We start from the raw sequence: 22,877 nt of genomic DNA, 5'->3' as shown, positions 1-22,877 counted from the left end.
CCGGTACCGTGTGATTTCCGCAAAAGGCGTGGATTCGCTGTATCATTTCCGATTTGAAACCTCGTAGATCCGAATCGTGGGTACAATCCGGACCGATGGCGGCGAATGGCCGAATCGGCATTCTTATCAAACAACGGTTGATTTCATGAAGGGGAAATTTTCATTGGTACTGGTGCTCGCGCTGCTGGCAGCGTGCGCCGGCAAGGAGCAGAGCGATCTGCGCGAAGCATTGCTGGCCAAGCTCCAGGACGACAGCGATCTCAAGGACTACAATCTCGATCCGGGTGAAATCGCGGACTGTGTGGTCAACGATCTCACGGACGATCTGCCGGGCTTCCCGGGCGATCCGCGGCGCAAGCAATACCTGACGGCCTATGCCCGGTTCTATTCGGTGAAAGGCTCGGGTGATTTCGAGAAAGTGGCCGAGGAGTACAAGGACCTGTTCGGTTCGGTCAAGGCCGCCCATCAGGCGGCCCTGCGTATGACCGACTACATCATGACCTGCATGGGGCAGGCGATCGAACGCAGCGGACCGACGGAACGATGACGGCGGTGAGCGCATTGCGTCCGGCCGGCCCGGAGGCCGTGGCGGCATACGTGGATGGCCTGGCGCGGCGCGCCCGGGAGGTGGGCCGGATCCTGAGCCGGGCCGAGACGGCCGCGAAGAACCGGGCGCTGCTGGCGATCGCCGCAGCGCTCGAGGAATCGGCGGACGCCTTGATCGAGGAAAACCGCAAGGACCTCGAGGCCGGCGCGGCCAAGGGTCTGGACCGGGCCCAGCTCGAGCGGCTGGGGATCGACGCCAAACGGGTCCAGACCATGGCCGTGGGCCTCAGGGAGATCGCCGCGCTTCCAGACCCGGTGGGTGAGATCAGCGGGCTGACCTACCGGCCTTCCGGCATCCAGGTCGGGCGGATGCGGGTGCCGCTGGGTGTCATCGGCATCATCTACGAATCCCGTCCCAATGTCACCGCCGATGCGGCTGGGCTGTGCCTGAAGTCCGGCAACGCCTGCATCCTGCGGGGCGGCTCGGAGGCAATCCATTCCAACAGAGCCATCGCGGCCTGTATCCGCCGGGGCCTGGAAGCCGGCGGCCTGCCGGCCGATGCGGTCCAACTCATCGAGACCACCGACCGGGCGGCCGTCGGTGCGCTGCTGGCTGCGGACGAGTACGTGGACATCATCGTGCCGCGCGGCGGGCGTTCGCTGATCGAACGGGTCGTGGCGGAGTCGCGGATCCCGGTCATCAAGCATCTGGACGGTATCTGCCACGTCTACATCGACGACGGCGCGGATTTGGCCAAGGCCCGCCGCATCGCGATCAACGCCAAGACCCAGCGCTACGGGGTCTGCAATGCCATGGAGACCCTGCTTGTCGCCGCCGCCATCGCGCCGGCGGTCCTGCCGGATCTGGCCGCGCTCTACCGGGACAAGGGTGTCGAATTGCGCGGCTGTCCCGAAACTTGCCGCCTCGTGCCGGACTGCGTGCCGGCGACCGAGGCGGACTGGGACACGGAGTATCTGGCCCCGATCCTGGCGGTCCGCGTGGTCGCCGGGCTGGACGAGGCGATCGAGCACATCCACCGCCATGGCTCGGGCCACACCGACGCCATCGTTACCGAGGATTACGGCCGTGCCCGCCGCTTCCTGCGGGAGGTCGATTCGGCATCGGTCATGGTGAACGCCTCGACGCGTTTCGCTGACGGGTTCGAGTACGGTCTGGGGGCGGAGATCGGCATCAGCACCGACAAGCTCCATGCCCGCGGACCGGTCGGCCTGGAAGGGCTGACCACCCAGAAATTCATCGTGCTGGGTGACGGCCACGTCCGGATCTGAGGCGGCACAAGGGATGATCGGCATTTACGGCGGCACTTTCGATCCGGTCCATTACGGGCATCTGCGGGCGGCGCTGGAGGTCCGGGAGGACTTGGAGCTGCGCGAACTGCGCTTCCTGCCGTGCCACCAGCCGCCCCACCGTCCGCCGCCAGTGGCCGACCCCCAGACCCGCCTGCGCATGCTGGAGATCGCGCTGGCCGACGCCGACGGCGGTTTCGTTCTCGATACCCGCGAGCTGGACCGCGGCGGGCCGTCTTACATGGTCGATACCTTGAGCTCGATACGCAAGGAGACCGGCGACGAGCCGCTCTGTCTCATCCTCGGTCTCGATGCGTTCCTCGCGCTTCCGGCCTGGCACCGCTGGCGCCGGCTGTTTTCTCTGGCGCACATCGTGGTGCTCCAGCGCCCCGATTACGACATCGAATATGCCGAAGATCTGAAGCATTGCGTCGAGGAGCGGCAGGTGACGGACCCGACGCAGCTCGCGGCTCAGCCGGACGGGATGATCTATTTCCTGGAAGTGACCCAGCTCGCCATCGCCTCCACGTCGATCCGCCGGATGCTGCGGGAAGGGCGCAGCGCCAAGTACCTGTTGCCGGACGCGGTGCTCGAACTGATCCATCGGGAATCGCTTTACGCCAAGTGAGATCGTTTCAGTCATGCAGGAACCTGTAATCCAGACTCCCTACCAGCGCCTCGGCGGCGAAGCAGTGCTGCACGAACTGGTCGAACGCTTCTACGGCTACATGGACGAGCTGCCGGAGGCGGCGCCGATCCGGGCGATGCATGCCGACGACCTGTCCGGTGCCAAGTCCAAGCTGTTCAAATTCCTGTCCGGCTGGCTGGGAGGACCGGACCTGTTCGTGCAGGAGTTCGGCCATCCGCGTCTGCGGGCGCGGCATTTCCCGTTTTCGATCGGCGTACCCGAGCGCGACCAGTGGCTCTTGTGCATGCGCAAGGCACTCGACGACATCCCGCTGGACGGCCCGTTCCGCGAAGCCTTGTACGAGGCACTGGCACGCACCGCCCATCACATGATCAACCGCGAAGATTGAATCACCCCCGATGCGTCTGACCTCTCAAGAGTTTCTGGACTGGGATTGCAAGAAGATCACCCTGCTCGGCATGTCGGGGACGGGTAAGACCACCTTGGCCAACAAGCTGCCGAAACGGACCTGGTTCCATTATTCCGGCGACTACCGGATCGGTACCCGCTATCTCGATGAGCCGATCCTGGACAACATCAAGCGCCAGGCGATGGAGGTGCCGTTCCTGCGCGACCTCCTGATGTCGGATTCGATCTATATCTGCAGCAACATCACGGTGGACAATCTCGCGCCCATCTCGTCCTTCCTGGGCAAGCTCGGCGACCCGGCGCAAGGTGGCCTGCCGTTGAAGGAATTCAAGCGGCGGCAGGCGCTGCACCGGCAGGCCGAGATCGCGGCGATGCGGGACGTGCCGGAATTCATCGAGAAAGTGCGCGAGATTTACGGTTACCAGCATTTCATCAACGATGCCGGCGGCAGCGTGTGCGAATTGGACGATCCGGAAACCCTGGAGACACTGGCGAAAAACACGCTGATACTCTACATCCGCACCAGCCCGGAACTGGAACAAATGCTGGTCGAACGGGCCGCGCGTGACCCCAAACCGCTGTATTACCGGGAGGCCTTCCTGGACGAACATCTGCCGGTTTTCCTGAAGGAAAAGGGTTACCCCTCGGTCGAGGCCATGCCGCCCGACGAATTCGTGAGCTGGGTGTTTCCGTACCTTTTCAAATCGCGGCTGCCGCGCTACCAGGCCATCGCCGACCGCTACGGCTACACCGTGGACGTCGGGGACGTCGCCCGGGTGCGGGACGAGGGCGATTTCTTGCGGCTCGTGGCTTCGGTCCTGGGCGGCTGAGGGAGGGGGTGTCATGCCGCTGGTTGCACACACCGATCTGCCCACCTTCCAGCGTCTGCGCGAGGAGGGCCAGGACGTCCTCAGCGTCGAACGCGCCGCCCGGCAGGACATCCGTGAGATGCACATCGGTCTTCTGAACATGATGCCGGATGCCGCCCTGGAAGCTACCGAGCGGCAGTTCTTCCGGCTGGTGGGGGGGGCCAATCCGATCGTGCAGTTCCACATGCATCCGTTCACCATCGAGGGATTGCCGCGGGGAGACCAGGCGGCGGAGCACATCGCCCGCTATTACGAGAGCTTCGACCGTATCCGCGAGGAGGGCCTCGACGGTCTGATCGTGAGCGGGGCCAACGTCACCCAGCCACATCTGCAGCAGGAAGCGTTCTGGCAGCCGCTGACCGAGGTGTTCGACTGGGCCCGCAGCAACGTCACTTCGATCCTGTGCTCGTGTCTCGCCACCCATGCCCTGTTCCAGTACAGCTACGGCGTGGAGCGCACCCATCTCGGTTTCAAACGCTGGGGCGTCTATTCGCACCGGGTGGTCGAGCCGCTGCATCCCCTGGTGGCGGACATCAACACCCGCTTCGACGTGCCGCATTCGCGCTACAACGAAATCTTCCGCGAGGACATGGAGGCCGCGGGGCTGCGGGTCCTGGTCGAGAGCGAGGAAGCCGGGGTGCACCTCGCGGTGAGCCCGGACCTGTTCCGCGTCATCTACTTCCAGGCCCATCCGGAATACGACACCGTGAGTCTGCTCAAGGAATACAAGCGCGAAATCCTGCGTTACTTTTCCGGCGAGCGCGAGGACTACCCGCCCTTTCCTGAACACTATTTCTCGCTCGAAGTGGGCGCGGCGCTCAATGACTACGGCCAGGCGCTGCGCAGCGCCCGCCGGGCGGGCAGGGCGCCGCCACCGTTCCCGGAGGAATTCGTGCTACGGCACCTGGACAACACGTGGCGCGATACCGCCAAGGCAGTGTTCAACAACTGGCTGGGCAAAATCTACCAGATCACCGACCAGGACCGCCGCAAGCCCTTCATGGCTCACATCGATCCGGACAATCCGCTGGGACTGGCATAGGGGTGTCGAACGCATGTCCCATGGAAGGCAGGGGCCGATGCGTGCGCAGCCGCCACCAGCCCGCCAGCAGGCTGCCGATGATGGAATGGAAGCTGGCGGAAATCGCCGAAGGGATGGGTGCCAGCGCCATGCCTGCGAAATTGGCCTTGGCCAGCACGGTGGCGAGCCCCGAGTTCTGCATGCCAACCTCGATGGCGATGGTGCGGACGACCGCGTCGCGGTAGCCGAGCACCCTGGCGAAGACGTAGCCCAGACCGAATCCGCCGACGTGCAGCAAGGCGACGGCGCCGAACAACTTGAGTGCGGCGGATTTGATGACGTCGGCATTGGCGCCGATGATACTGGCGCAGATGAAGGCGATGAAGATCACCGACACCAGCGGCGTCACCGGGCTGACGGTGCGCACCAGCCGCGGCGCATAGCGGTTCAGCAGGAGGCCGGCGGTGACGGGCATGACGATGACCTGCAAGGTGTTCAGGAAGATGCCCCAGCCGTCCACCGGCGTGTAGGCGCCCGCCAGGAGCTTGACCAGCAGCGGGGTCATCACCACCGCGGTGAAGGTCGACACCATGGTCAGCAGCACGGACAGCGCCACGTCGGCGCGGGCGATGTAGCTCACCACGTTGGACGCCGTCCCACAGGGGCAGCAGGCCACCAAGATGAGTCCTACCGCCAGTTCCGGTTCGAGCGCCAATCCATGCGCGATCGACCAGCCGAGGAACGGCATGATGCCGAAATGCGCGACGGTGCCGGCGATGATGATTCGCGGCATCCTGGCCACCCGGTGGAAGTCGTCGAAAGTGAGCGTGATGCCCATCCCAAGCATGATGATCGACAGTCCCCAGACGATCATCGGGCCGGTGAACCAGGTGAACCAGGCGGGGAAATACAGCGCCAGCCCCGAGCACAGCAGCACCCAGACCGGAAACAGGTTCGCAAGTGAATTGCAGATTCGAAGCATCGTCGGAAGCCGTGAAAGACGAACCGCGAAGTTTACAAGTTATCGCCGCCGCTTGTACCGGATACACCGAAATCCATGACGCGGCGCTCCCTCTCCCGCCGGGACGAATCTGCCGGGAGCAGATTTCACGCGGCACCTCCCTATGCCGCCTCCTTTGGGCGCTACGGGTGCAAATCGGCTTTCCTGCCGATTCGTGCATTTACCCGAAGGGTGCCGGGCAGGATAGCCCGGCATGATTGGGCGAGGCGAGGGCCATCAAAACCGGCCCGCCCAGCAAAGCCCGGGCACAGGAACATGACGGCGCCCGGGAACGTCGCCGACTTCTTGCACATCAGCGTGCCGCGGCAACGCCTGGAGCTGATCGAAGCGGGGAAGGTGGTGGCCCACTACCGCGTATCCACCGCGAAAAACGGCGTCGGCGAAAAGCGCGGCTCGGAATGCACGCCGCGCGGCTGGCACCGGGTCCGCGCCAAGATCGGCGCCGGTCTGCCGGCAGGGGCCGTGCTGGTCGGACGCCGGCCCACCGGCGAAATCTACACGCCTCTACTCGCCGCCCGCCATCCCGGCCGTGACTGGATCTTGAGCCGCATCCTCTGGCTGGGTGGCCTTCAGCCCGGCTTCAACCGCTACGGCGAAGTCGATACCGCCTGGCGATACATCTACATCCACGGCAGCCCGGATGACGGCGTCGACGGCACGCCCCAGTCCCATGGCTGCATCCGCCTCACTTCCGCCGACGTCATCGATCTGTTCGACCGGGTTCCCGTGGGTGCGCTGGTTTATGTCGATGCAGGAGCGTAGGGGACACCGCACGCGAGCCGCCGGATCCGCCGAGGATCACTGCGGCGGCCAGGGCTGCTGGTTGTTGGTCACCCCCCAGGGACCGGTGCAGACGCTGCCCATGTTCTGAAGGGGCGGCGCGCAGCAGGCCGGCGTGACGGCGTCGGTGTAGGGCTGATTCTCATTGACCGTTATCAGGCACTCGTTGGTCCCGGTTTTCCGGGCCGTCACCGTGGAAATCTCATAGGTCTCGATGCCTTTTCCGTAGACGGGCGGGTTCTGCGACAGGACGCACTGGTCGGAAATCATGAACTGGGCGCCCGAATTGTCCGGATTCTGTGGCGGTCCTTTCTGGACCGGCAGGTTTTCCGAGGTCCAGTACCAGTTGTTCACCTGCAGGCCGAGGCCGGGATAGGCGGAATAATCGCCCTGGAAGGTGACCGAGCCGCCTCCGGGCTGGACGACCTGCTGTCGTCCGCCGGAGGTGAATATGGTCACGGTGTTGCCATTGGGACAGGGAGAGCTCTTGCTCAGGTTGTTCTGGACCGTGATCTTGTTCGGAGTGGCGCCGGTCTGGCCCAGTGCGGGCAGTTTACTGGTGCCCGGACAGAGCGTCACGAGGTAGCCGGTGCCGGCCGGGCAGGCGACCTGCTTATTGTCTACGGGATACTGGTACGCGTCCGGACACGAGACATCCGTGCAGGTGAGACCCGGCCCGCCTTGCGGAAACGTGCAGCCGGCGCCGGTGCTCATGGTCACGCCGATCGGAACGTTGAAAAAGATGTTCGCGGTCGCGGTCACGCAATCGTCGGGATTGGCGCCGGAAGCGCTGCACAAGGTGGGAGGAGAGGTAGGACCCGAGCCGAAATTCGTGCTGAGATCGACGAAATCCTGATTGTTCTTGGTGCCCCCGTTCGGGGTGATCTCGAAAGTCGTACCGAAGGTCTTGTCGTAATTCATTTGCGAACCGCAGCACGGGGTCGCGGACGTGGTGGTGCACTGTCCCGCCGCCGCATTCGTGGGCTGGCAATAGGCCGCATAAACCAGGTTGTCGTTGCCGGGAGTGTTGTCCATCCACATGTAGCCCATGCGCTGCCCCGCGGCCTGTATGTCCGTCCACTTGCCGCATTGCACCTGGGCGCATTGGGCATCGGTGGTGATCGGCGCGAACATGAAGGTGTTGGGCGTGTTCTGGCCCAGGCCCCCGCCGGCGGCGGTCGGATAAGAGATGCTGTCATACGGCTGCAGCGTCGTGCCGTTGATCGTGCTGCTGGTGGGCGACATGATCTTCATGGGCTGGGTACAGTTGTTGTAGAGGATGAGTTGGCCCGGCACCGGCTCGGGCGGGGTTCCCGCAACCATGCCGCGCACTTCGGCCACCGTCTGCCAGACCTCTTGCTCCAACGGTGACTGTGCGCCGGATTCGGTGTCGCCGACCGCGGGGCAGCCTTCGGCCGATAGCTTCAGGGCCGCCCGGTAGCTTTTTTTTGTAGGCGTCGTCGCAGGCTTTACGGATGTGCTCGTTCCTGGCCGGATCCTGACCTCTGGCCAAGGCGGCCTCGGCGTTCATCAGGCAATGCAGGTATTCGCCGACAAGCCGGTAGAGTTTCACCTGACATTGCGTTTGCCGCGAGTGTGCCGGTGTCTGGGCCACCGGAAGGAGCAGCAGCAGGCCGTAGGTGACGGGGCGGAGGCTGGCACGGCACAGGTTCGGGATGCGTTTCATGGTCGATCTCTCCCAGGGGCGTTATGCGTTCTTCGGAATCCAATCATCCGCTCATCTGTCCCAATCCGGGGAGGACCGTGGCATTGCCGACGCGGCAGTTGATCGCCGTGGCACTGAAGACGGGGGACGGTTGTCATTGTGATCTCGTCGGGCGGAAGAGTCTATCTCCGCGCCGAAAAACCGGTCGCCGAGTCTGACCTCCACCGTCCCCGCCGCGGCTGAACGGCTGCGGCCGCTCGGGTATGCTTTGGACTTTTTGGCAGGAGATGGCGGATGGCCGGGCGGCACATATTCAAGGAACTCTACGTCCAGGTGATCCTGGCGGTCATCGTCGGCGTGGCGCTGGGCGTGGCTTGGCCGGAGCTGGGGGTGAAGCTGAAGCCTTTGGGCGACGGCTTCGTCAAGCTCATCAAGATGATGATCGCGCCGATCGTGTTTCTGACGGTGACGCTGGGGATCGGCAAGGTCGGCGATCTGCGCAAGATCGGCAGTGTCGGGCTGAAGGCGCTGATCTACTTCGAAGCGCTGACGACCGTGGCGCTGCTGATCGGTCTGGTCGTGGTCAACCTCCTGCAACCGGGGGCCGGTATCCACGCCGATCCCAAGACCCTGGATGCCGCGGCGATCGGCCAATACACGGGTGGCGCCAAGGCGCTGAGCGGCGTGGACTTCGTGCTGAACATCATTCCCTCCAGCGCAGTCGATGCCTTCGCCAAGGGCGACATCCTGCAAGTGCTGCTGGTCTCGGTGCTGTTCGGCGTCGCCATGAGCAGGCAGGGCGAGCGCGGCAAGCCGGTGCTGGATGTTCTGGAACGGGTGTCGGAAGCCTCGTTCGCCACCATCGGCCTCATCATGCGGGCGGCCCCGGTGGGCGCATTCGGGGCGATGGCGTTCACGATCGGCAAATACGGACCGGACACCCTGCTGTCGCTGGGCAAGCTGATGGGCGGAGTCTATATGACCTGCGCTTCCTTCGTGGTCCTGGTGCTGGGGGCCGTGGCGAGAGTTTCCGGTTTCAGCCTGTGGCGGCTGCTGAAGCTCATCAAGGAAGAGCTGTGGCTGGTGCTGGGCACTTCCTCATCGGAAGCCGCCTTGCCTCGCCTCATGGAAAAACTGGAAGGCGCTGGCTGCCCGCGCTCGATCGTCGGGCTGGTGGTGCCGACCGGCTATTCCTTCAACCTGGACGGGACGGCGATCTACTTGACGATGGCGGCGGTGTTCGTAGCCCAGGCGACGGATACGCCGCTGACCCTCGGGCACCAACTCACCCTGCTGGCGGTGCTGCTGCTGACCTCCAAGGGCGCGGCGGCCGTGACCGGGGCCGGCTTCATCACCCTGGCGGCCACGCTGTCCTCGCTGGACGTGGTGCCGGTAACGGGGCTGGCGCTGCTGCTCGGGGTGGACCGGTTCATGTCGGAGGCGCGGGCGCTCACCAACCTGATCGGCAACGCCGTCGCCACGCTGGCCGTCACCCGCTGGGAGCGGGCGGCCGAAGACACCGGGAACGGTGTCTGGACGCCGCGATCAGTGCTTGCCCCGGGTGCCGCGCCAGATCGCGACGAGTAGCCAGGTCGCCATGGCGCTGGCGCCGACGTAACCCAGCAGTCCGAACGCCGGCAGTCCCCACAGCGTGGGGCCGCCTTGCACCGTCATCACGATGGCTGAAGCGATGATCAGCGCCGAGGCCACCAGGCCGAGGCTGAGCCAGCCCAACGCCCGCTCCACCTGCCAGCCCAGATGGTCGAGCCGGGCCAGGTCGATGTTGAGCTTGAGCGCGCCTTTCTGCACGGCGCGCGACACCCGCCGCAGCTCGGTCGGCAGGCCGGCGACCATGTCCAGGGCATGCAGGGTGTTGCGCCAGGCATTGCGGGCGATCTTCTCGGGGTCGTAGCGCTCCTTCAAGCTTTTTTCGATGAAAGGAGCGGCCTGGGCGAAGATGTCGAAGTCCGGATCGTTCTGTTTGCCGATGCCGTCCAGGGTGATGAGCGCCCGAAACAAAAGGGTCAAGTCCGGCGGCAGCGCCAGCCGGTGCTGTCGCATGAGCTGGGTCAGGTCGGTCAGCATCTGGGTCAGGCTGAGCTGCCTCAAGGTGGCGCCGTGATAGTCGTCGATCAGGTTGTCCATGTCGGCAACCAGGAGGTCGGGATCGACGTTGACCGTGGCCGCCCAGTCCAGCAGGACATCCGCCGCCGTCTGCGCATCGCGTCCCACGATGGCCGACAGCAGATCGACCAGTTGGTGGCGGCGCAGCTCCGGCAGCCGGCCCACCATGCCGAAATCCAGGAAGGCGATGCGGTTGTTCGGCAGATAGAGCAGGTTGCCGTGGTGCGGATCGGCGTGGAAGAAACCGTCCAGCAGGATCATCTTGAGCATGGCATCGGCCCCCACTCGGGCCAGGGTACGCTGGTCGAGATCCGCCGCACGGACGGCATCCAAATCCATGGCATCGATGCCTTCGATGTAGTCCATGACGCAGACCCGCTCCCGCACGTACTGCCAGTGGACCCGAGGAATGACGATCCGGGGATCGGTGCGGAAGTTCGCCGCCAGCCGGTCGGTGTTTCGGCATTCGTTGATGAAGTTCAGCTCACGGTGGATCGAAAGCCCGAACTGGTGCACGATTTCGGAAGGGCGCAGGTAATCGAGCTCGGGGAACTCGAACTCGATCAGTTTGGCCAGCTTCGCCATCAGGCGCAGGTCCGCGTCGATGGTCTTGGTGATGCCAGGACGGCGGATCTTGACCACCACCTCTTCACCGGTCAGCAGCCTTGCCCGATGGACCTGGGCGATCGATGCGGCGGCGATCGGGCGGACGTCGAATTCTGCGAACACCTTGTCGACGGGCGCTCCCAGGTCTCTTTCCAGTTGCCACCGCAGGGATTCGAAGGGGAGGGGCGGCACCCGTCGCTGGAGGTGACTCAGTTCCTCGATCCATTCCGGCGGTAGCAGATCGACGCGGGTCGAGAGAATCTGGCCGAGCTTGATGAAGCTCGGTCCCATTTCCTCCAGCGCGTGGCGCATCCGGGCCGGCAGCGAGAGCTGCGCCTGCTCCTCGGCGTACTTCCAGGACAGCGATTTTCCGGCCTTTTCCAGCACCCGGTGAATACCGAGCCGGTGGACGGCCTCGCCGAATCCGAACCGGACCAGGACCGAGGCGATCTCGTGCAGGCGGACGAAATCGCGGAGCGTGTTGAATGTTTCGACGAGCATGGGGCGATGCCAGGGGGACGAACTGGCGCAGTGTAGCTCAAGCGGCCACGGTCAGGTTTTCGAACTGGGCGAACCACTGCCCGGTGCCGAGCGGTGAGGTCGGGTCGTAGTACAGGGACTGCATCTTCAGATGGCCATGCGGGCCGAGTTCCGGGCCGGGCACCAGGGTGCGGAAGCCTTCGCCACCGAGCAGCTGGTGGGTGATGGTTTGGAACAGCCGGCACAGGCGGCCGTTGCGGACCATGGTGTCGAGCATGCGGGGGCCGGCAATCAGGTAGAGGGAGCGGTAGCCCAGGGCGTCGAGTTGATCGACCAGGGTGTCGCCTTCGGCCATGGCGCCGTCGCCGGCGAACAGGATTTCATGGCCTTCGCGTTCCCAATGGCGGACCCGCTCGGGATCGGCATGGCGACCGGTGGCGATCAGGCAGCGCTGGCCGTGTTCGTGGATCGAGGCGGGCATGGGGAAATCGAGGCTGGCGCTGGCGACGACGATGTCCGGCTGTGGTTTGAGACCCTGCGTCTTGCGCCAGACTGAGAGGTCGCGCGAGCGTTCATCCAGTCCGATCTGCAGGATGTTGCCCAACCGTCGTTCCTGCAGCGAGCGCAGATAGCCGCCGTGGGTGATGAGGCAGTCGGCCTGGGCTTCCAGCTCGAGGAACAACCGGAAATCGTCCGGCGTGGTCAGCGACTTCGGGAGAAAGGTCTGACCGCTGGCATCCTCCAGGGCGATGCGTCCGTCCAGGCTGGTGAGGAAATTGGCGTAAACGAACGGCTTGCCGGCAGTGCCCAGGCGGTGCAGGTTCAGATTCAGGTAAAGGCCGTGCAGCGAGACCTCCTCGAACGGCGGCGGGAACAGCCGGTAAACGGATTTGCCGGGGTTCATTCGGATTCCAGGGCTTCGGTGCGGACCGGTTCCGGATAATGCAGGGCGAGCCAGATCGCCTCCGGTCGGCTCGACGTCCATTCCACCCGGTGCCGGCAACGCGGCGGGATGCGCAGCCAGTCGCCGGGAACGAGACGGCGGGGAGCGGCTTCCTGCTCGAACCGGAGCAAGGCTTCGCCTTGCAACAGTATCACCCATTCCGCCTGCGGCTGGTCGTACCATCTGCCTTCCGGAGTCGTGTGCCCGCGGGAAACGATCCGCTCCAGCCGGAAGCCGTCGGTCTGTTCGAGGGTGTCGAACAACTCTTCGGGCAGCTCGGCGGGTATGGCAGAGTACAGATTGTCGGATTTCGGCATGCCGGCGTACTCGGGGGAAGTCGGGGCGCCATTATCGCCCTTCGATGCTTTATAGTGGAGACTTTTTGGTTTCCGCCGCCGCTTCCATGTCCGCCGCCGCTTCCAGTCCCCTGAAAACGCTGCAGACCGTCTTCGGCTACGAGCGTTTCCGCGGCCTGCAGGCCGAGGTCATCGAACAGGTGCTGAACGGCGGCGATGCCTTGGTGCTGATGCCCACGGGGGGCGGCAAGTCGCTGTGCTACCAGGTTCCGGCCCTGCTGCGGCCGGGCACCGGCGTGGTGGTCTCGCCCCTGATCGCGTTGATGGAAGACCAGGTCGGCGCCTTGCTGCAATTGGGTGTGAAGGCCGCGTTCCTCAATTCGAGCCTGGATTTCCAGGCTCAACGGGAGGTCGAGAGCCGCTTCCTGGCGGGCGGACTGGATCTCCTGTACGTGGCCCCGGAGCGGTTGCTGACCGAGCGTTTCCTGAACCTCCTCGACCGGGTGCGCATCGCCTTGTTCGCCATCGACGAAGCCCATTGTGTGTCGCAATGGGGCCACGATTTCCGTGCCGATTACTGGCAGTTGTCGCTGCTGCACCAGCGTTTCCCCACGGTGCCGCGTATCGCGCTGACCGCGACTGCCGACGAACGCACGCGCGGGGAGATCATCGAACGGCTGGGACTGGACGAGGCGCGGGTATTCTGCAGTGGCTTCGACCGGTCCAACATCCGCTACGCTATCGGGCTCAAGTCGAACCCGCGCCAGCAGTTGCTGGAGTTCATCCGGCGTGATCACGAGGGCGACGCCGGCATCGTCTACTGCCTGTCGCGCAAGAAGGTCGAGGAAACCGCCGGCTGGCTGTGCAGCAAGGGCCTCAAGGCCTTGCCCTACCACGCGGGCCTCTCGGCCGAAATCCGCCAGCACAACCAGCGCCGCTTCCTGCTCGAGGAAGGGCTGATCGTGGTGGCGACCGTCGCGTTCGGCATGGGCATCGACAAGCCCAACGTGCGTTTCGTGGCGCACCTGGATTTGCCGAAGAGCCTGGAGGCGTATTACCAGGAAACCGGGCGCGCCGGCCGCGACGGGCTGCCCGCCGATGCCTGGATGGTGTACGGGCTGCAGGACGTCATCACCCTGCGCAGCATGGTCGAATCCTCCGACGCCGATGAACTGCACAAACGGGTGGAGCGCCACAAGCTCGACGCCATGCTGGGCTTCTGCGAGCTGACCTCCTGCCGCCGCCAGACCCTGCTGCAATATTTCGGCGACACCCTGGAGCGGCCCTGCGGCAACTGCGACAACTGCCTCAACCCGGTGCAGACCTGGGATGCCACCGAGGCCGCGCGCAAGGCCTTGTCCTGCGTCTACCGCAGCGGCCAGCGCTTCGGCGCCCATTACGTCATCGACCTGCTGCTCGGCAAGACCAGCGAACGAGTCCGCGGGCTCGGCCACGACCGGCTCAGCACCTTCGGCATCGGCCGCGAACTGGACGACAAGCAGTGGCTCTCGGTGTTCCGCCAACTGGTCACCCGGGGCTTCCTCGTGGTCGACTGGGAGGCCCACGGCGCCCTGCGGCTGAGCCCTGCCAGCCGCCCTCTGCTCAAGGGCGAACAGACTCTGTTCCTGCGCAAGGACGAAGAAACCGGGAAGACGGCCGCGTCCGCCCGCGACACACGGCGCAGCGCGATCCGCTTTTCCGATCCCCGAGACGAAAACCTGTTCCAGGCCCTGCGCGGCCTGCGCCGGCAACTGGCCGACGAACAGAGTGTCCCGCCCTACGTCATCCTGCACGATGCCGTGCTGATGGAAATGGTCCAGTGCCGCCCGGAAACCCACCTCCAGTTGGCGCGGATTCCCGGCATCGGCGAGCGCAAGCTCGAACTGTACGGCGACGCGTTCCTGGAACTGATCCGCGAGCATGCCGGCCAGCGCGGTGGTGGGGCCGGTGCGGAACGGTCCACGGCGGAGGAAAGCCTGGCGCTGTTCCGGCTCGGTCTGGACGTCGAGCAGATCGCCGCGCGGCGTGAACTCAAGCCGTCCACCGTCTATGACCATCTGGCCCAGGCCGTAGCCCGGGGCGCCTTGGATGCGCTGGAGGTGACCGGGCTGTCGGCCGATGAGGCGGCGCGGATCGGAAGCGTATGGAGGAGCCTGCCCCAGGACCGGCCGGGCGCCATCAAACCCCTGTTCGAGGCGCTGGAAGGGCGCTACGACTATGGCATCCTGCGTTGCCTGCTGGTTTCCTGGGGCGCATTGTCAAACTGAATCGCGGCGGAGCCGCTCCTACACCGAGGAAGGAGGAACAATGGAAGAACTGCAAGCCGTCGTGGCCAAACTCGGGCTGAACGACATCGAACGACATATCTTTCTGTGCGCCGGCGCGACCAAGCCCAAGTGCTGCGGCAGGGAGGAAAGCCTGGCGTCCTGGGACTATCTCAAGCGCCGTCTCGAGGAACTCGGCCTGACCAGGCGCGGCGTGTTCCGGACCAAGGCGGACTGCCTCCGCGTCTGCGTTCGGGGCCCCATCGCCGTGGTCTATCCGGAAGGCGTGTGGTACCGCGACTGCACCCCCGGAGTGCTGGAGCGGATCATCCAGGAGCATCTGATCGGCGGCACGCCGGTCGCGGAATACGTGATCGCCTCCCGCGCCGGCATGCCGACGGACTGATCACGGCGGCGGGCGTCGGCGCGGCCTGCCGTAAAGCGCCCGCAGTTCGTCCTTCGCCGCTTCCAGGCAGGCCCGCCGCGATTCGGAAAGCTGGCTGCCGGCGCGGTTGATGTAGAAGTTCAGCATCGACATCGCCGACCGGAACGGCCCGGCCTTGCGGCGCCCGCTGGATTCGGCGGAGCGCTGCAGCGACAGCGCGATCCGGCGCGGATCGTCCCAGGTGAACACGCCCGGCTCCAGGTCCAGGGCATTGCTGGTCTCGGTGACGCGCTGGGACCAGCGCTTGCGGTCATCCGGCGCCAAAGGCTACACCTCGCCCATGGATTCCTGGTTCAGGAGGAACGAATTCAGGGCGTCAGGGAGATGCATTTCGCGGCCCGACGGTCTCCCGGCCCGCCAGCGCGGCGCTGATCGTCCGCGTCACCACGTCCACCAGCACCTGGGTCTGGTGCTCCACTTCGATGTTTACCCGGTCGCCGACGCGATAACGGCGGAAGCAGGTGTTGCGGAGGGTTTCCGGAATCAGGTTGATCCGGAACCGGCCGCGCTCGGAATCGGCTTCCGCCACCGTGAGGCTGGCGCCATCCACCGCCAGGAAGCCGCGCAGGAAAATGTAGCGCGTCCACTCCGGCTCTACCTGGAATTCGATGTGGTGGCTGCCGGAGCCTTCCAGCTCGACCGAGGTGAGTACGCCGGTGGTGGAGACATGGCCCGAGACGTGATGCCCGCCGACCTCGTCGCCCAGCCGGGCGGACCGCTCCAGGTTGACCTCGTCGCCGACCCGGCGGTCACCGAGATTGGTCAGCGCCAGGGTGCCGGCGACGACATCGAAGTCGATCTCGTTGCCGGCGATCCGCACCACGGTGAGGCAGACCCCGTCGACCGCAACGCTGGCGCCGGTTTCCAGGCCGCCGAGCAGGTCGTCCGGAAATCGGACGCGAAAGCGGGTGCCGGTGTCTTGGGGGTCGGCGGCGACGATCAGGCCGCGGCCTCGGATGATTCCGGTAAACATGGGGGAGGGTACCTCCGTTCCGATTGAAATGTCCTACATTGCCCGGTTCCGCCGGTCATCATGCCTTCAGCCGGTCCAGCAGCGCCTCGACGAACCGGACCCGCTCCGCCGGGGTGGGGAGCTTGGCGATGAACCGCAGTTTGTCCGGGCCGTCCAGCTTGTAGGTGGCGGCCTCCTTCTGGATCAGCAGGATGATCGCGGCCGGGTCGATGGCCGGGTGGGCTTCGAATATCAACCGTCCGCCGGTTGCCCCGGCTTCGATCTTGACGATGCCCAGCTTGGCGGCCTCGTTCTTCAGCGCGCTGACCGCGAACAGCTGCTTGGTCGCCTCCGGCAGCAGGCCGAAGCGGTCGATCATCTCGATCTGCAGCTCGCGCAGCTCGTCGTCGCTGCGGGCGTTGGCGATGCGCTTGTACAGCACCAGGCGGGTGTGCACGTCGGGGAGATATTCCTCCGGGATCAGCGCCGCGCATTGCAGGTCGACTTCGGTACCGGCGAGGTGATCGGTTTCCAGTTCTGGCAGTTTGCCGGATTTCAGCGCGTTGACGGCCTTTTCCAGCAGTTCGGTATATAAGGTGAAGCCGATTTCCTGGATCTGGCCGCTCTGCTCCTCGCCGAGCAGCTCGCCGGCACCGCGGATCTCCAGATCCTGAGAGGACAGCAGGAAACCGGCGCCGAGTTCGCCTGCCGCCTCGATGGCCTCCAGGCGCTTCACGGCGTCGGCGGTCATGGCCTTCTTCGGCGGTACCAGCAGATAGGCGTAGGCGCGGTGATGCGAGCGTCCGACCCGTCCCCGCAGCTGGTGGAGCTGGGCGAGACCGAAGGTGTCCGCGCGGTCGATCAGTATCGTGTTGGCACTGGGCACGTCGATGCCACTTTCCACGATGGTGGTGCAGAGCAGCACGTTGAAGCGCTGATGGTAGAAGTCCAGCATGATGTTTTCCAATTCCCGCTCCGGCATCTGGCCGTGGGCGATGCGGGTGCGGATACCGGGCACCAGTTTTTCCAGCCGCTCCGCCAGTCTGGGCTGAGTCTCGATCTTGTTGTGCACGAAATAGACCTGGCCGCCGCGCTTGATCTCGCGCGTGATGGCTTCCTGCACCAGCGTGTCGTCCCATTCGGTGACGAAAGTGCGGATGACGTGCCGGTGGGGCGGCGGAGTGGCGATGACGGAAATCTCGCGCAGGCCGCTCAGGGCCATGTCCAGGGTGCGGGGGATGGGGGTGGCGGTCAGCGCCAGGAAATCCACTTCGCTGCGCAGCTTCTTGAAATGCTCCTTGTGCGCGACCCCGAAGCGGTGCTCCTCGTCGATGATGACCAGTCCCAAGTCCTTGAAGCGGATGTCCTTCTGCAGTAGCCGGTGGGTGCCTATGACGATGTCCACCTTACCGTCGCCGATGTCCGCGATGGTCTGGGCTTGGTCTTTCTTGGAGACGAAGCGCGACAGCACGTCGATCCGCATCGGCCAGTCGGCGAAGCGGTCACAGAAGTTCTTGTAGTGCTGCTGGGCCAGCAGGGTGGTCGGTACCAGCACTGCGACCTGGCGGCCGTTCTGGGCGGCGATGAAGGCGGCCCGCATCGCGACTTCCGTTTTGCCGAAGCCGACGTCGCCGCAGACCACCCGGTCCATCGGACGGGGGGCGGCGAGGTCGCGGATGACGTCCTGGATCGCGGTTTCCTGGTCGGGTGTTTCCTCGAACGGGAACTGAGCGGCGAAGCTCAGGTATTCTTCGGTCAGAGTGGCGAAACTCCGCCCGCTCGCCGCGGCTCGCCTGGCATGAATGTCCAGCAGTTCGGCGGCGACGTCGCGGACCTGTTCCAGTGCCTTGCGGCGCGCCTTGGCCCATTGTTCGCTGCCCAGGCGGTGCAGCGGCGCGTGTTCCGGGTCGGCGCCGGCGTAGCGGCTGACCATGCCGAGGGCCGAAACGGGAACGTAGAGCTTGTCGTCGTTGGCGTAGCGGATCGTCAGGAATTCCGACTCCACGCCGCCGGTATCGATCCGCTGCAGGCCGAGATAGCGGCCAACGCCGTGTTCGCGGTGCACCACCGGCGCGCCGATCTCCAGTTCTTCCAGGCTGCGCAGGAATTGGCCGAAATCCTTGGATGGCGTGCGTTGCCGGCGCCTGCGTTGCTGGGCCTTGTCGCCCGAGAGCTGGGCTTCGGTCACGATCGCCAGGGGAGGATCGGAAATGACCAGGCCATGGTCGAGGGCGGCGACCATCAGGCACAGCGGGTCCGGCACCGCAAGGAAGTCCGCCCAGCTCTCCACGATCCGTGGACGGATCCGGTACTTGGTGAGGTTCGCCGCCAGGGTCTCGCGGTGGCCCGCGGATTCCGCGACCAGCAGGATTTTTCCGGCAAACTCCCCGATGAAGCATTGCAGCGGTTCGTAGGGAGGCTGGGTCTTGGTTTCCGGATGCAGTGCCGGCGGCGGCGCGCAGTCGAATTTCACCGCGGTGGCGGGGGCGGCGTCCGCAGCCGGGATCATGACGCGGCTGAAGGATGCGAGGCTGGATGTCAGCGTATCGGGTTCCAGAAACAGGCGGGCCGGTGGCAGGGGCGGACGGTCCAGGTTGTGGCGGCGCTGGTCATGACGGCTGGCGGCCTCGGCGTAGTAAGCGGCGGCAGCCTGTTCGACATCGCCGTGCAATATCAGGGTCGCATCGCCCGGTAGGTAATCGAACAACGTATCCATCCGTTCCACGAACAGGGGTATGTAGTATTCGATCCCCCCGACGGCGATTCCCTTGCTGACATCCTGATAGAGGACGCTGCGACTCACCGCATCCGGGAATTCGACCCGGAAATTCTGCCGGAACTTTTTAATGGCAGCCTCGTCGAACGGAAATTCGCGGGCAGGGAAAAGCTCGATGTCTTCCACTTTTTCGATCGAGCGCTGGCTTTCCGGATCGAAGGTACGGATCGTTTCCACCTCGTCGTCGAACAGCTCGATGCGATAAGGTGCCTCGCTCCCCATGGGATAAAGGTCGAGTATCGAGCCCCGGATCGCGAATTCGCCATGCTGGTATACCTGCGGGACGCACTGGTAGCCTACGCTTTCGAGCGTCTGCCTGGTCTGGTCGATATTCACAGCGCTGCCGGTGCGAATGGAAAACGTATTGGCCAGGGTGTGGGTCCGCGGAGCTACCCGATGCATCAGTGTGGATACAGGGGTGATGAGCAGGCCATGTTGGATGCGGGACAGCTCGTAAAAGGTCCGCAGCCGCTGCGACGTGATTTCAGGCAGCGGGGAAAACACGTCGTAGGGGAGGATTTCCCAGTCCGGGAATGGGAGGAGCGCCGCATCCCCACCGAGAAATGTCTTCACCTCCTGTTCGATGCGTAAAGCGCTCTGGGCATCGGCGGTGACGACGACGAACAAGCCGGGTGAGGCACCGATCGCCGAGGCGATCGCGAGGGAATCGCTGCAACCGTGCAGCCCGCTCCAGCACAGGGCCTGGCGGCGGGTGGTAGGCAAAGGGGGGGTCAAAGGCGTAGCCAAAGAGGAAGACGGAGCGAGTGGTTTCATGCTGTCGGGATACCGGACGTTCGACGATATGTCCGTGGGAAGGGGCGTATTTTAGGGGGCGATGTCCAAAGACGTACGATTTCGGGAAATGAAAGTGAATGCGCCGCGGTATTAAATGGGATGGCATGGCCAGGCCAGGATTGTTTCTGGCTAGATGAAGCCGATGGTCCGGTCCCGTCGGTCTGGTACGCATCAAAGGGCACGGCTTGGAAAAAGAAGGGTTCGCAGCCGGCAATTTGCACTTCCCGATACAGATAGGCGGAAGACATATTGTATCGTGTTACCGGGTTTATGTATTATATCAAGGGTCACAACAATATAGCTTAAGACTTGCTCAGAGAGGTGTTGTCAATGTCACATGATTTTTCGGGTTATACGGCGCAGGAATTACAGTCGCTCATCGATGCAGCGACCAAGGCGCTCAAGGAAAAACTGGAATCGGAGCGGCGCGAATATCTTCGCCAGATGAATGAACTGGCTTCCAAGGCGGGTGTCCGGTTCCAGATCATCGAGGATCTTTCCAAGGGAGGAGGTGCGCCGAGTACCCGTCGTGGCGCCAAGGTGCCTGCGAAATACCAGAACCCGCATAATCCCGCAGAAAAATGGAGCGGCCGGGGCGTGAAACCGCGTTGGCTGCAGGCTTTCCTCGCGCAGGGTCGCGACATCAAGGAATTCGAGATCAAGACCTGATTCCGGTGAGGGAAACCGGGGACGAGCTTCGCGCTCGTCCTTTTTCTTGGAGGGGTGCTTCCAAGGAAGAGTCAATCGAGATAGCGCCGTAATAATCCATCGTAACCGTCGATGCGGCGGTCTCGCAGGAAAGGCCAGATGCGCCGGACGTCTTCGGAACGCTTGCGGTCGACGGTCACCATCAGCAATTCCGTGTCCGCCGGGCCGGCGCGGCAGAGGAATTCGCCCTGGGGGCCGGCAGCGAAACTGTTTCCCCAGAACAGAATGCCCGGCGTCTGGCCGCTCGGGTCGGGTTCGCTGCCGATGCGGTTGCAGGCCGCTACCGTCAGCCCATTGGCGACCGCATGCCCGCGCTGCACCGTGATCCAGGCCTCGAGCTGACGCGACCGTTCGACCTCGTCGTCGGCCGGGTTCCAGCCGATCGCCGTGGGGTACAGCAGGAGATCGGCGCCCGCCAGCGCCATCAGGCGCGCGGCCTCCGGATACCATTGGTCCCAGCAGACCAGCACACCCAAGCGTCCGACCGAGGTATCGATGGGGCGGAATCCGAGGTCACCCGGGGTGAAGTAGAACTTCTCGTAATAGCCCGGATCGTCCGGGATGTGCATCTTCCGGTACTTTCCGGCCAGGCTGCCGTCACTGTCCAGCACCACCGCCGTGTTGTGATAGAGGCCGGGGGCCCGCCGTTCGAACAGCGATGCGACCACCACGATACCCAGCTCCCGCGCCACGGACCCAAGTTCGGCGGTAGTGGGGCCGGGGATGGTTTCCGCGCCGTCGAAACAGCTGCAGTCCTCGGTCTGGCAGAAATACGGGCCGAGGTGCAGTTCCGGGAGCATCACCAGGTCGGCGCCTTTGGCCTTGGATCTGCGGATCCCTTCGACGGATGCGGCCAGGTTCTGTTCCCGGCTGCCGTTACAGGCCTGCTGTACCAGGGCCAGCTCGATGGTGGATTTCATGGATAGGAGACTCCGACGGCTTCGGGAAACTGCATGCTCATGCAGTGCAGGCTGCCGTATTGGCGGATCAGTGGCGTGCAATGGATGGGGACGATTTCGCGGTCGGGGAAACACGGCGCCAAGCGCTCGATGGCGACCGAGTCCGCTGGATCGGCATAGACCGGGACTAGAACCGCGTCGTTGACGATCAGGAAGTTGGCGTAGGTGGCAGGCAGGCGCTGACCTTGCTCGTTGCGGATGGGCTTGGGGATCGGCAGCGGCACCAGGGTGTAAGGCCGACCATCGCGCTGTTTCAGATCCTGCAGCTGCCCCTCCATCGCCTTCAGCGGCGCATGGTGCGGATCGGATGTGTCGTCGCAGGCGGTATAGGCGATGGTGTGCTCCGAGCAGAACCTCGCCAGGGTGTCGACATGGGCATCGGTGTCGTCGCCTTCGGCTTGGCCGTGATCGAGCCAGAGTATGCGATCGGCCCCCAGCGTCCTTGCGAGGCAGTCCTCGATCTCCGCGCGGCTGTAGCCGGGATTGCGGTTGGGATTGAGCAGACAGCGGCTGGTCGTCAGCACGGTGCCGAGGCCGTCGGTTTCGACGCTGCCGCCTTCGAGCACGAAATCGACCTGCACTCGCGGCGTCCGGCCGAAGATGCCCGTCGCAACGAGGCTGGCCGCCAGAGCGGCATCGTCGCTGCACTCGTATTTCCCTCCCCAACCGTTGAAGCGGAAATCCAGCAGTTCCGGCCGGCCCTCGTGCAGCCTGCTCAGCGGCGCGGTGTCGCGGACCCAGATGTCGTCGTATGGAATCCGGATGAAAACGATGCGGTTTTTGTCGGCTCCGGTATTCGCCAGGATGTCACCGATACGCCGTTCGTGGGCCGCGTCGAGGCAGGCGATCAGGAGGGTCTCGCGTTGGCTCAACGCCGTGGCGATGGCCGCGTAGGTCTGTTCGACCTGGTCTAGCCAGGGGGCGAAATCGCCGTGGCCCGGTGGCCAGGCGATCAGCACTGCGGATTGTTTCTCCCATTCGGGAATGAATCGTATCGGGCTCACTTGATTCGGCAACGTATGTATCGGCGGCCCGTGCCGCCGGATTGAGGTAAAAGTCATCGGAACGAAGAGACCGCGGTCCGACGGCACGCGGCACGGAGTCGGCGCCGTCCGGGGTTCCCGCCTTAATTATAAGAGAACACGCCGGTTTCGCTTTCCTGGGTCGAGTCGTTCATGTGGACATTCCTGGTGGTCACGGAGGAGGGAACAACCGGTTGGGGCGATGTGGGGTGCCAATTCTAAGGCAAAATATCGGCCAG

General features: G+C 64.4%; 21 protein-coding genes. 11 read left to right on the top strand and 10 right to left on the bottom strand.

Annotation, left to right across the window (positions count from 1 at the left end; translation table 11 throughout):
- Positions 1-145 precede the first annotated feature (145 nt).
- Genes ACSHWJ_RS04105 through metA form a run of 6 tightly spaced genes read left to right on the top strand, consistent with a single transcriptional unit; the run spans position 146 to position 4,822 of the window.
- Positions 146-547 (top strand): hypothetical protein, encoded by a 402-nt coding sequence (locus ACSHWJ_RS04105; RefSeq protein ID WP_010961133.1) that lies wholly within the window; start codon positions 146-148, stop codon positions 545-547.
- Entirely contained in the window at positions 544-1,836 is a 1,293-nt protein-coding gene (locus tag ACSHWJ_RS04100) for a glutamate-5-semialdehyde dehydrogenase (RefSeq protein WP_432539477.1), read from the top strand. The genes ACSHWJ_RS04105 and ACSHWJ_RS04100 overlap by 4 nt, the downstream gene beginning before the upstream one ends.
- Before the next feature lie 13 nt (positions 1,837-1,849).
- The gene (gene nadD / locus ACSHWJ_RS04095; RefSeq protein WP_282213313.1) at positions 1,850-2,482 is read left to right on the top strand and encodes a nicotinate-nucleotide adenylyltransferase; all 633 of its coding nucleotides are present in this window, start codon (positions 1,850-1,852) and stop codon (positions 2,480-2,482) included.
- A 13-nt stretch (positions 2,483-2,495) separates the two neighbouring features.
- Positions 2,496-2,891: a group II truncated hemoglobin gene (locus tag ACSHWJ_RS04090; RefSeq protein WP_010961130.1), complete on the top strand. Its 396-nt coding sequence runs from the start codon at positions 2,496-2,498 to the stop codon at positions 2,889-2,891.
- A gap of 10 nt (positions 2,892-2,901) precedes the next feature.
- Entirely contained in the window at positions 2,902-3,741 is an 840-nt protein-coding gene (locus ACSHWJ_RS04085) for an ATPase (protein ID WP_041361151.1), read from the top strand.
- A gap of 13 nt (positions 3,742-3,754) precedes the next feature.
- Positions 3,755-4,822 carry a homoserine O-succinyltransferase MetA gene (gene metA / locus ACSHWJ_RS04080; protein ID WP_010961128.1) on the top strand — a complete coding sequence of 356 codons (1,068 nt, stop codon included), beginning with the start codon at positions 3,755-3,757 and terminating at the stop codon, positions 4,820-4,822.
- Here the strand turns inward: metA and ACSHWJ_RS04075 are convergent.
- Complete coding sequence (locus ACSHWJ_RS04075; RefSeq protein WP_017365455.1) at positions 4,779-5,783, bottom strand: bile acid:sodium symporter family protein; 1,005 nt, start codon at positions 5,781-5,783, stop codon at positions 4,779-4,781. The two genes, metA and ACSHWJ_RS04075, sit on opposite strands and share 44 nt — an antisense overlap.
- A 294-nt stretch (positions 5,784-6,077) precedes the next feature.
- On the opposite strand from ACSHWJ_RS04075, the gene ACSHWJ_RS04070 reads away from it, so the two are divergent.
- A complete protein-coding gene (locus tag ACSHWJ_RS04070; protein ID WP_017365456.1) occupies positions 6,078-6,584 on the top strand; it encodes a L,D-transpeptidase in 507 nt (168 codons plus the stop codon).
- Positions 6,585-6,620: 36 nt separating this feature from the next.
- On the opposite strand, the gene ACSHWJ_RS04065 is transcribed toward ACSHWJ_RS04070, so the two are convergent.
- Positions 6,621-7,967, bottom strand: a complete 1,347-nt coding sequence (locus tag ACSHWJ_RS04065) for a hypothetical protein (protein WP_432539478.1) — start codon at positions 7,965-7,967, stop codon at positions 6,621-6,623.
- Positions 7,968-8,562: 595 nt separating this feature from the next.
- On the opposite strand from ACSHWJ_RS04065, the gene ACSHWJ_RS04060 reads away from it, so the two are divergent.
- Positions 8,563-9,855, top strand: coding sequence for a dicarboxylate/amino acid:cation symporter (locus ACSHWJ_RS04060; RefSeq protein ID WP_010961124.1), 1,293 nt, complete (start codon positions 8,563-8,565; stop codon positions 9,853-9,855).
- Here ACSHWJ_RS04060 and ACSHWJ_RS04055 read toward each other — a convergent pair.
- Genes ACSHWJ_RS04055 through ACSHWJ_RS04045 form a run of 3 tightly spaced genes read right to left on the bottom strand, consistent with a single transcriptional unit; the run spans position 9,814 to position 12,738 of the window.
- The gene (locus ACSHWJ_RS04055) at positions 9,814-11,499 is read right to left on the bottom strand and encodes an ABC1 kinase family protein (protein WP_228370162.1); all 1,686 of its coding nucleotides are present in this window, start codon (positions 11,497-11,499) and stop codon (positions 9,814-9,816) included. The genes ACSHWJ_RS04060 and ACSHWJ_RS04055 overlap by 42 nt on opposite strands.
- 37 nt (positions 11,500-11,536) lie before the next feature.
- On the bottom strand, positions 11,537-12,382 hold the full coding sequence (locus tag ACSHWJ_RS04050; RefSeq protein WP_010961122.1) for a RibD family protein: 846 nt from the start codon (positions 12,380-12,382) through the stop codon (positions 11,537-11,539).
- Positions 12,379-12,738, bottom strand: a complete 360-nt coding sequence (locus tag ACSHWJ_RS04045; protein ID WP_010961121.1) for a cupin domain-containing protein — start codon at positions 12,736-12,738, stop codon at positions 12,379-12,381. Before ACSHWJ_RS04045 ends, ACSHWJ_RS04050 begins: the two co-directional genes overlap by 4 nt.
- An 86-nt stretch (positions 12,739-12,824) precedes the next feature.
- Here ACSHWJ_RS04045 and recQ point away from each other — a divergent pair, with 86 nt between their 5' ends.
- Positions 12,825-14,984: a DNA helicase RecQ gene (gene recQ, locus ACSHWJ_RS04040; RefSeq protein WP_218801389.1), complete on the top strand. Its 2,160-nt coding sequence runs from the start codon at positions 12,825-12,827 to the stop codon at positions 14,982-14,984.
- Positions 14,985-15,024: 40 nt separating this feature from the next.
- Entirely contained in the window at positions 15,025-15,387 is a 363-nt protein-coding gene (locus ACSHWJ_RS04035; protein ID WP_017365462.1) for a (2Fe-2S) ferredoxin domain-containing protein, read from the top strand.
- Here the strand turns inward: ACSHWJ_RS04035 and ACSHWJ_RS04030 are convergent, their stop codons facing one another.
- Genes ACSHWJ_RS04030 through mfd form a run of 3 tightly spaced genes read right to left on the bottom strand, consistent with a single transcriptional unit; the run spans position 15,388 to position 19,928 of the window.
- A complete protein-coding gene (locus tag ACSHWJ_RS04030; protein WP_218800249.1) occupies positions 15,388-15,690 on the bottom strand; it encodes a DUF3175 domain-containing protein in 303 nt (100 codons plus the stop codon).
- A 52-nt stretch (positions 15,691-15,742) separates the two neighbouring features.
- Entirely contained in the window at positions 15,743-16,399 is a 657-nt protein-coding gene (locus tag ACSHWJ_RS04025) for a riboflavin synthase subunit alpha (RefSeq protein WP_432539479.1), read from the bottom strand.
- Positions 16,400-16,457: 58 nt separating this feature from the next.
- A complete protein-coding gene (gene mfd / locus ACSHWJ_RS04020; protein WP_432539480.1) occupies positions 16,458-19,928 on the bottom strand; it encodes a transcription-repair coupling factor in 3,471 nt (1,156 codons plus the stop codon).
- 330 nt (positions 19,929-20,258) lie between these two features.
- On the opposite strand from mfd, the gene ACSHWJ_RS04015 reads away from it, so the two are divergent.
- Positions 20,259-20,618, top strand: coding sequence for an H-NS histone family protein (locus tag ACSHWJ_RS04015; RefSeq protein WP_228370160.1), 360 nt, complete (start codon positions 20,259-20,261; stop codon positions 20,616-20,618).
- A gap of 71 nt (positions 20,619-20,689) precedes the next feature.
- Here the strand turns inward: ACSHWJ_RS04015 and ACSHWJ_RS04010 are convergent, their stop codons facing one another.
- Both ACSHWJ_RS04010 and ACSHWJ_RS04005 read right to left on the bottom strand, forming a co-directional pair.
- Positions 20,690-21,577: a carbon-nitrogen hydrolase gene (locus ACSHWJ_RS04010; protein WP_017365466.1), complete on the bottom strand. Its 888-nt coding sequence runs from the start codon at positions 21,575-21,577 to the stop codon at positions 20,690-20,692.
- Complete coding sequence (locus ACSHWJ_RS04005) at positions 21,574-22,677, bottom strand: agmatine deiminase family protein (protein WP_432539481.1); 1,104 nt, start codon at positions 22,675-22,677, stop codon at positions 21,574-21,576. The genes ACSHWJ_RS04010 and ACSHWJ_RS04005 overlap by 4 nt, the downstream gene beginning before the upstream one ends.
- Between the last annotated feature and the right edge of the window lie 200 nt (positions 22,678-22,877).

Origin of the sequence: Methylococcus sp. S1M (assembly GCF_051295855.1) — a bacterium.
In the GTDB taxonomy this organism is placed as follows: Bacteria; Pseudomonadota; Gammaproteobacteria; order Methylococcales; family Methylococcaceae; genus Methylococcus; species Methylococcus capsulatus.
Note: the sequence above shows the minus strand (reverse complement) of the source record. Positions and strands in the feature narration are given on the sequence as shown.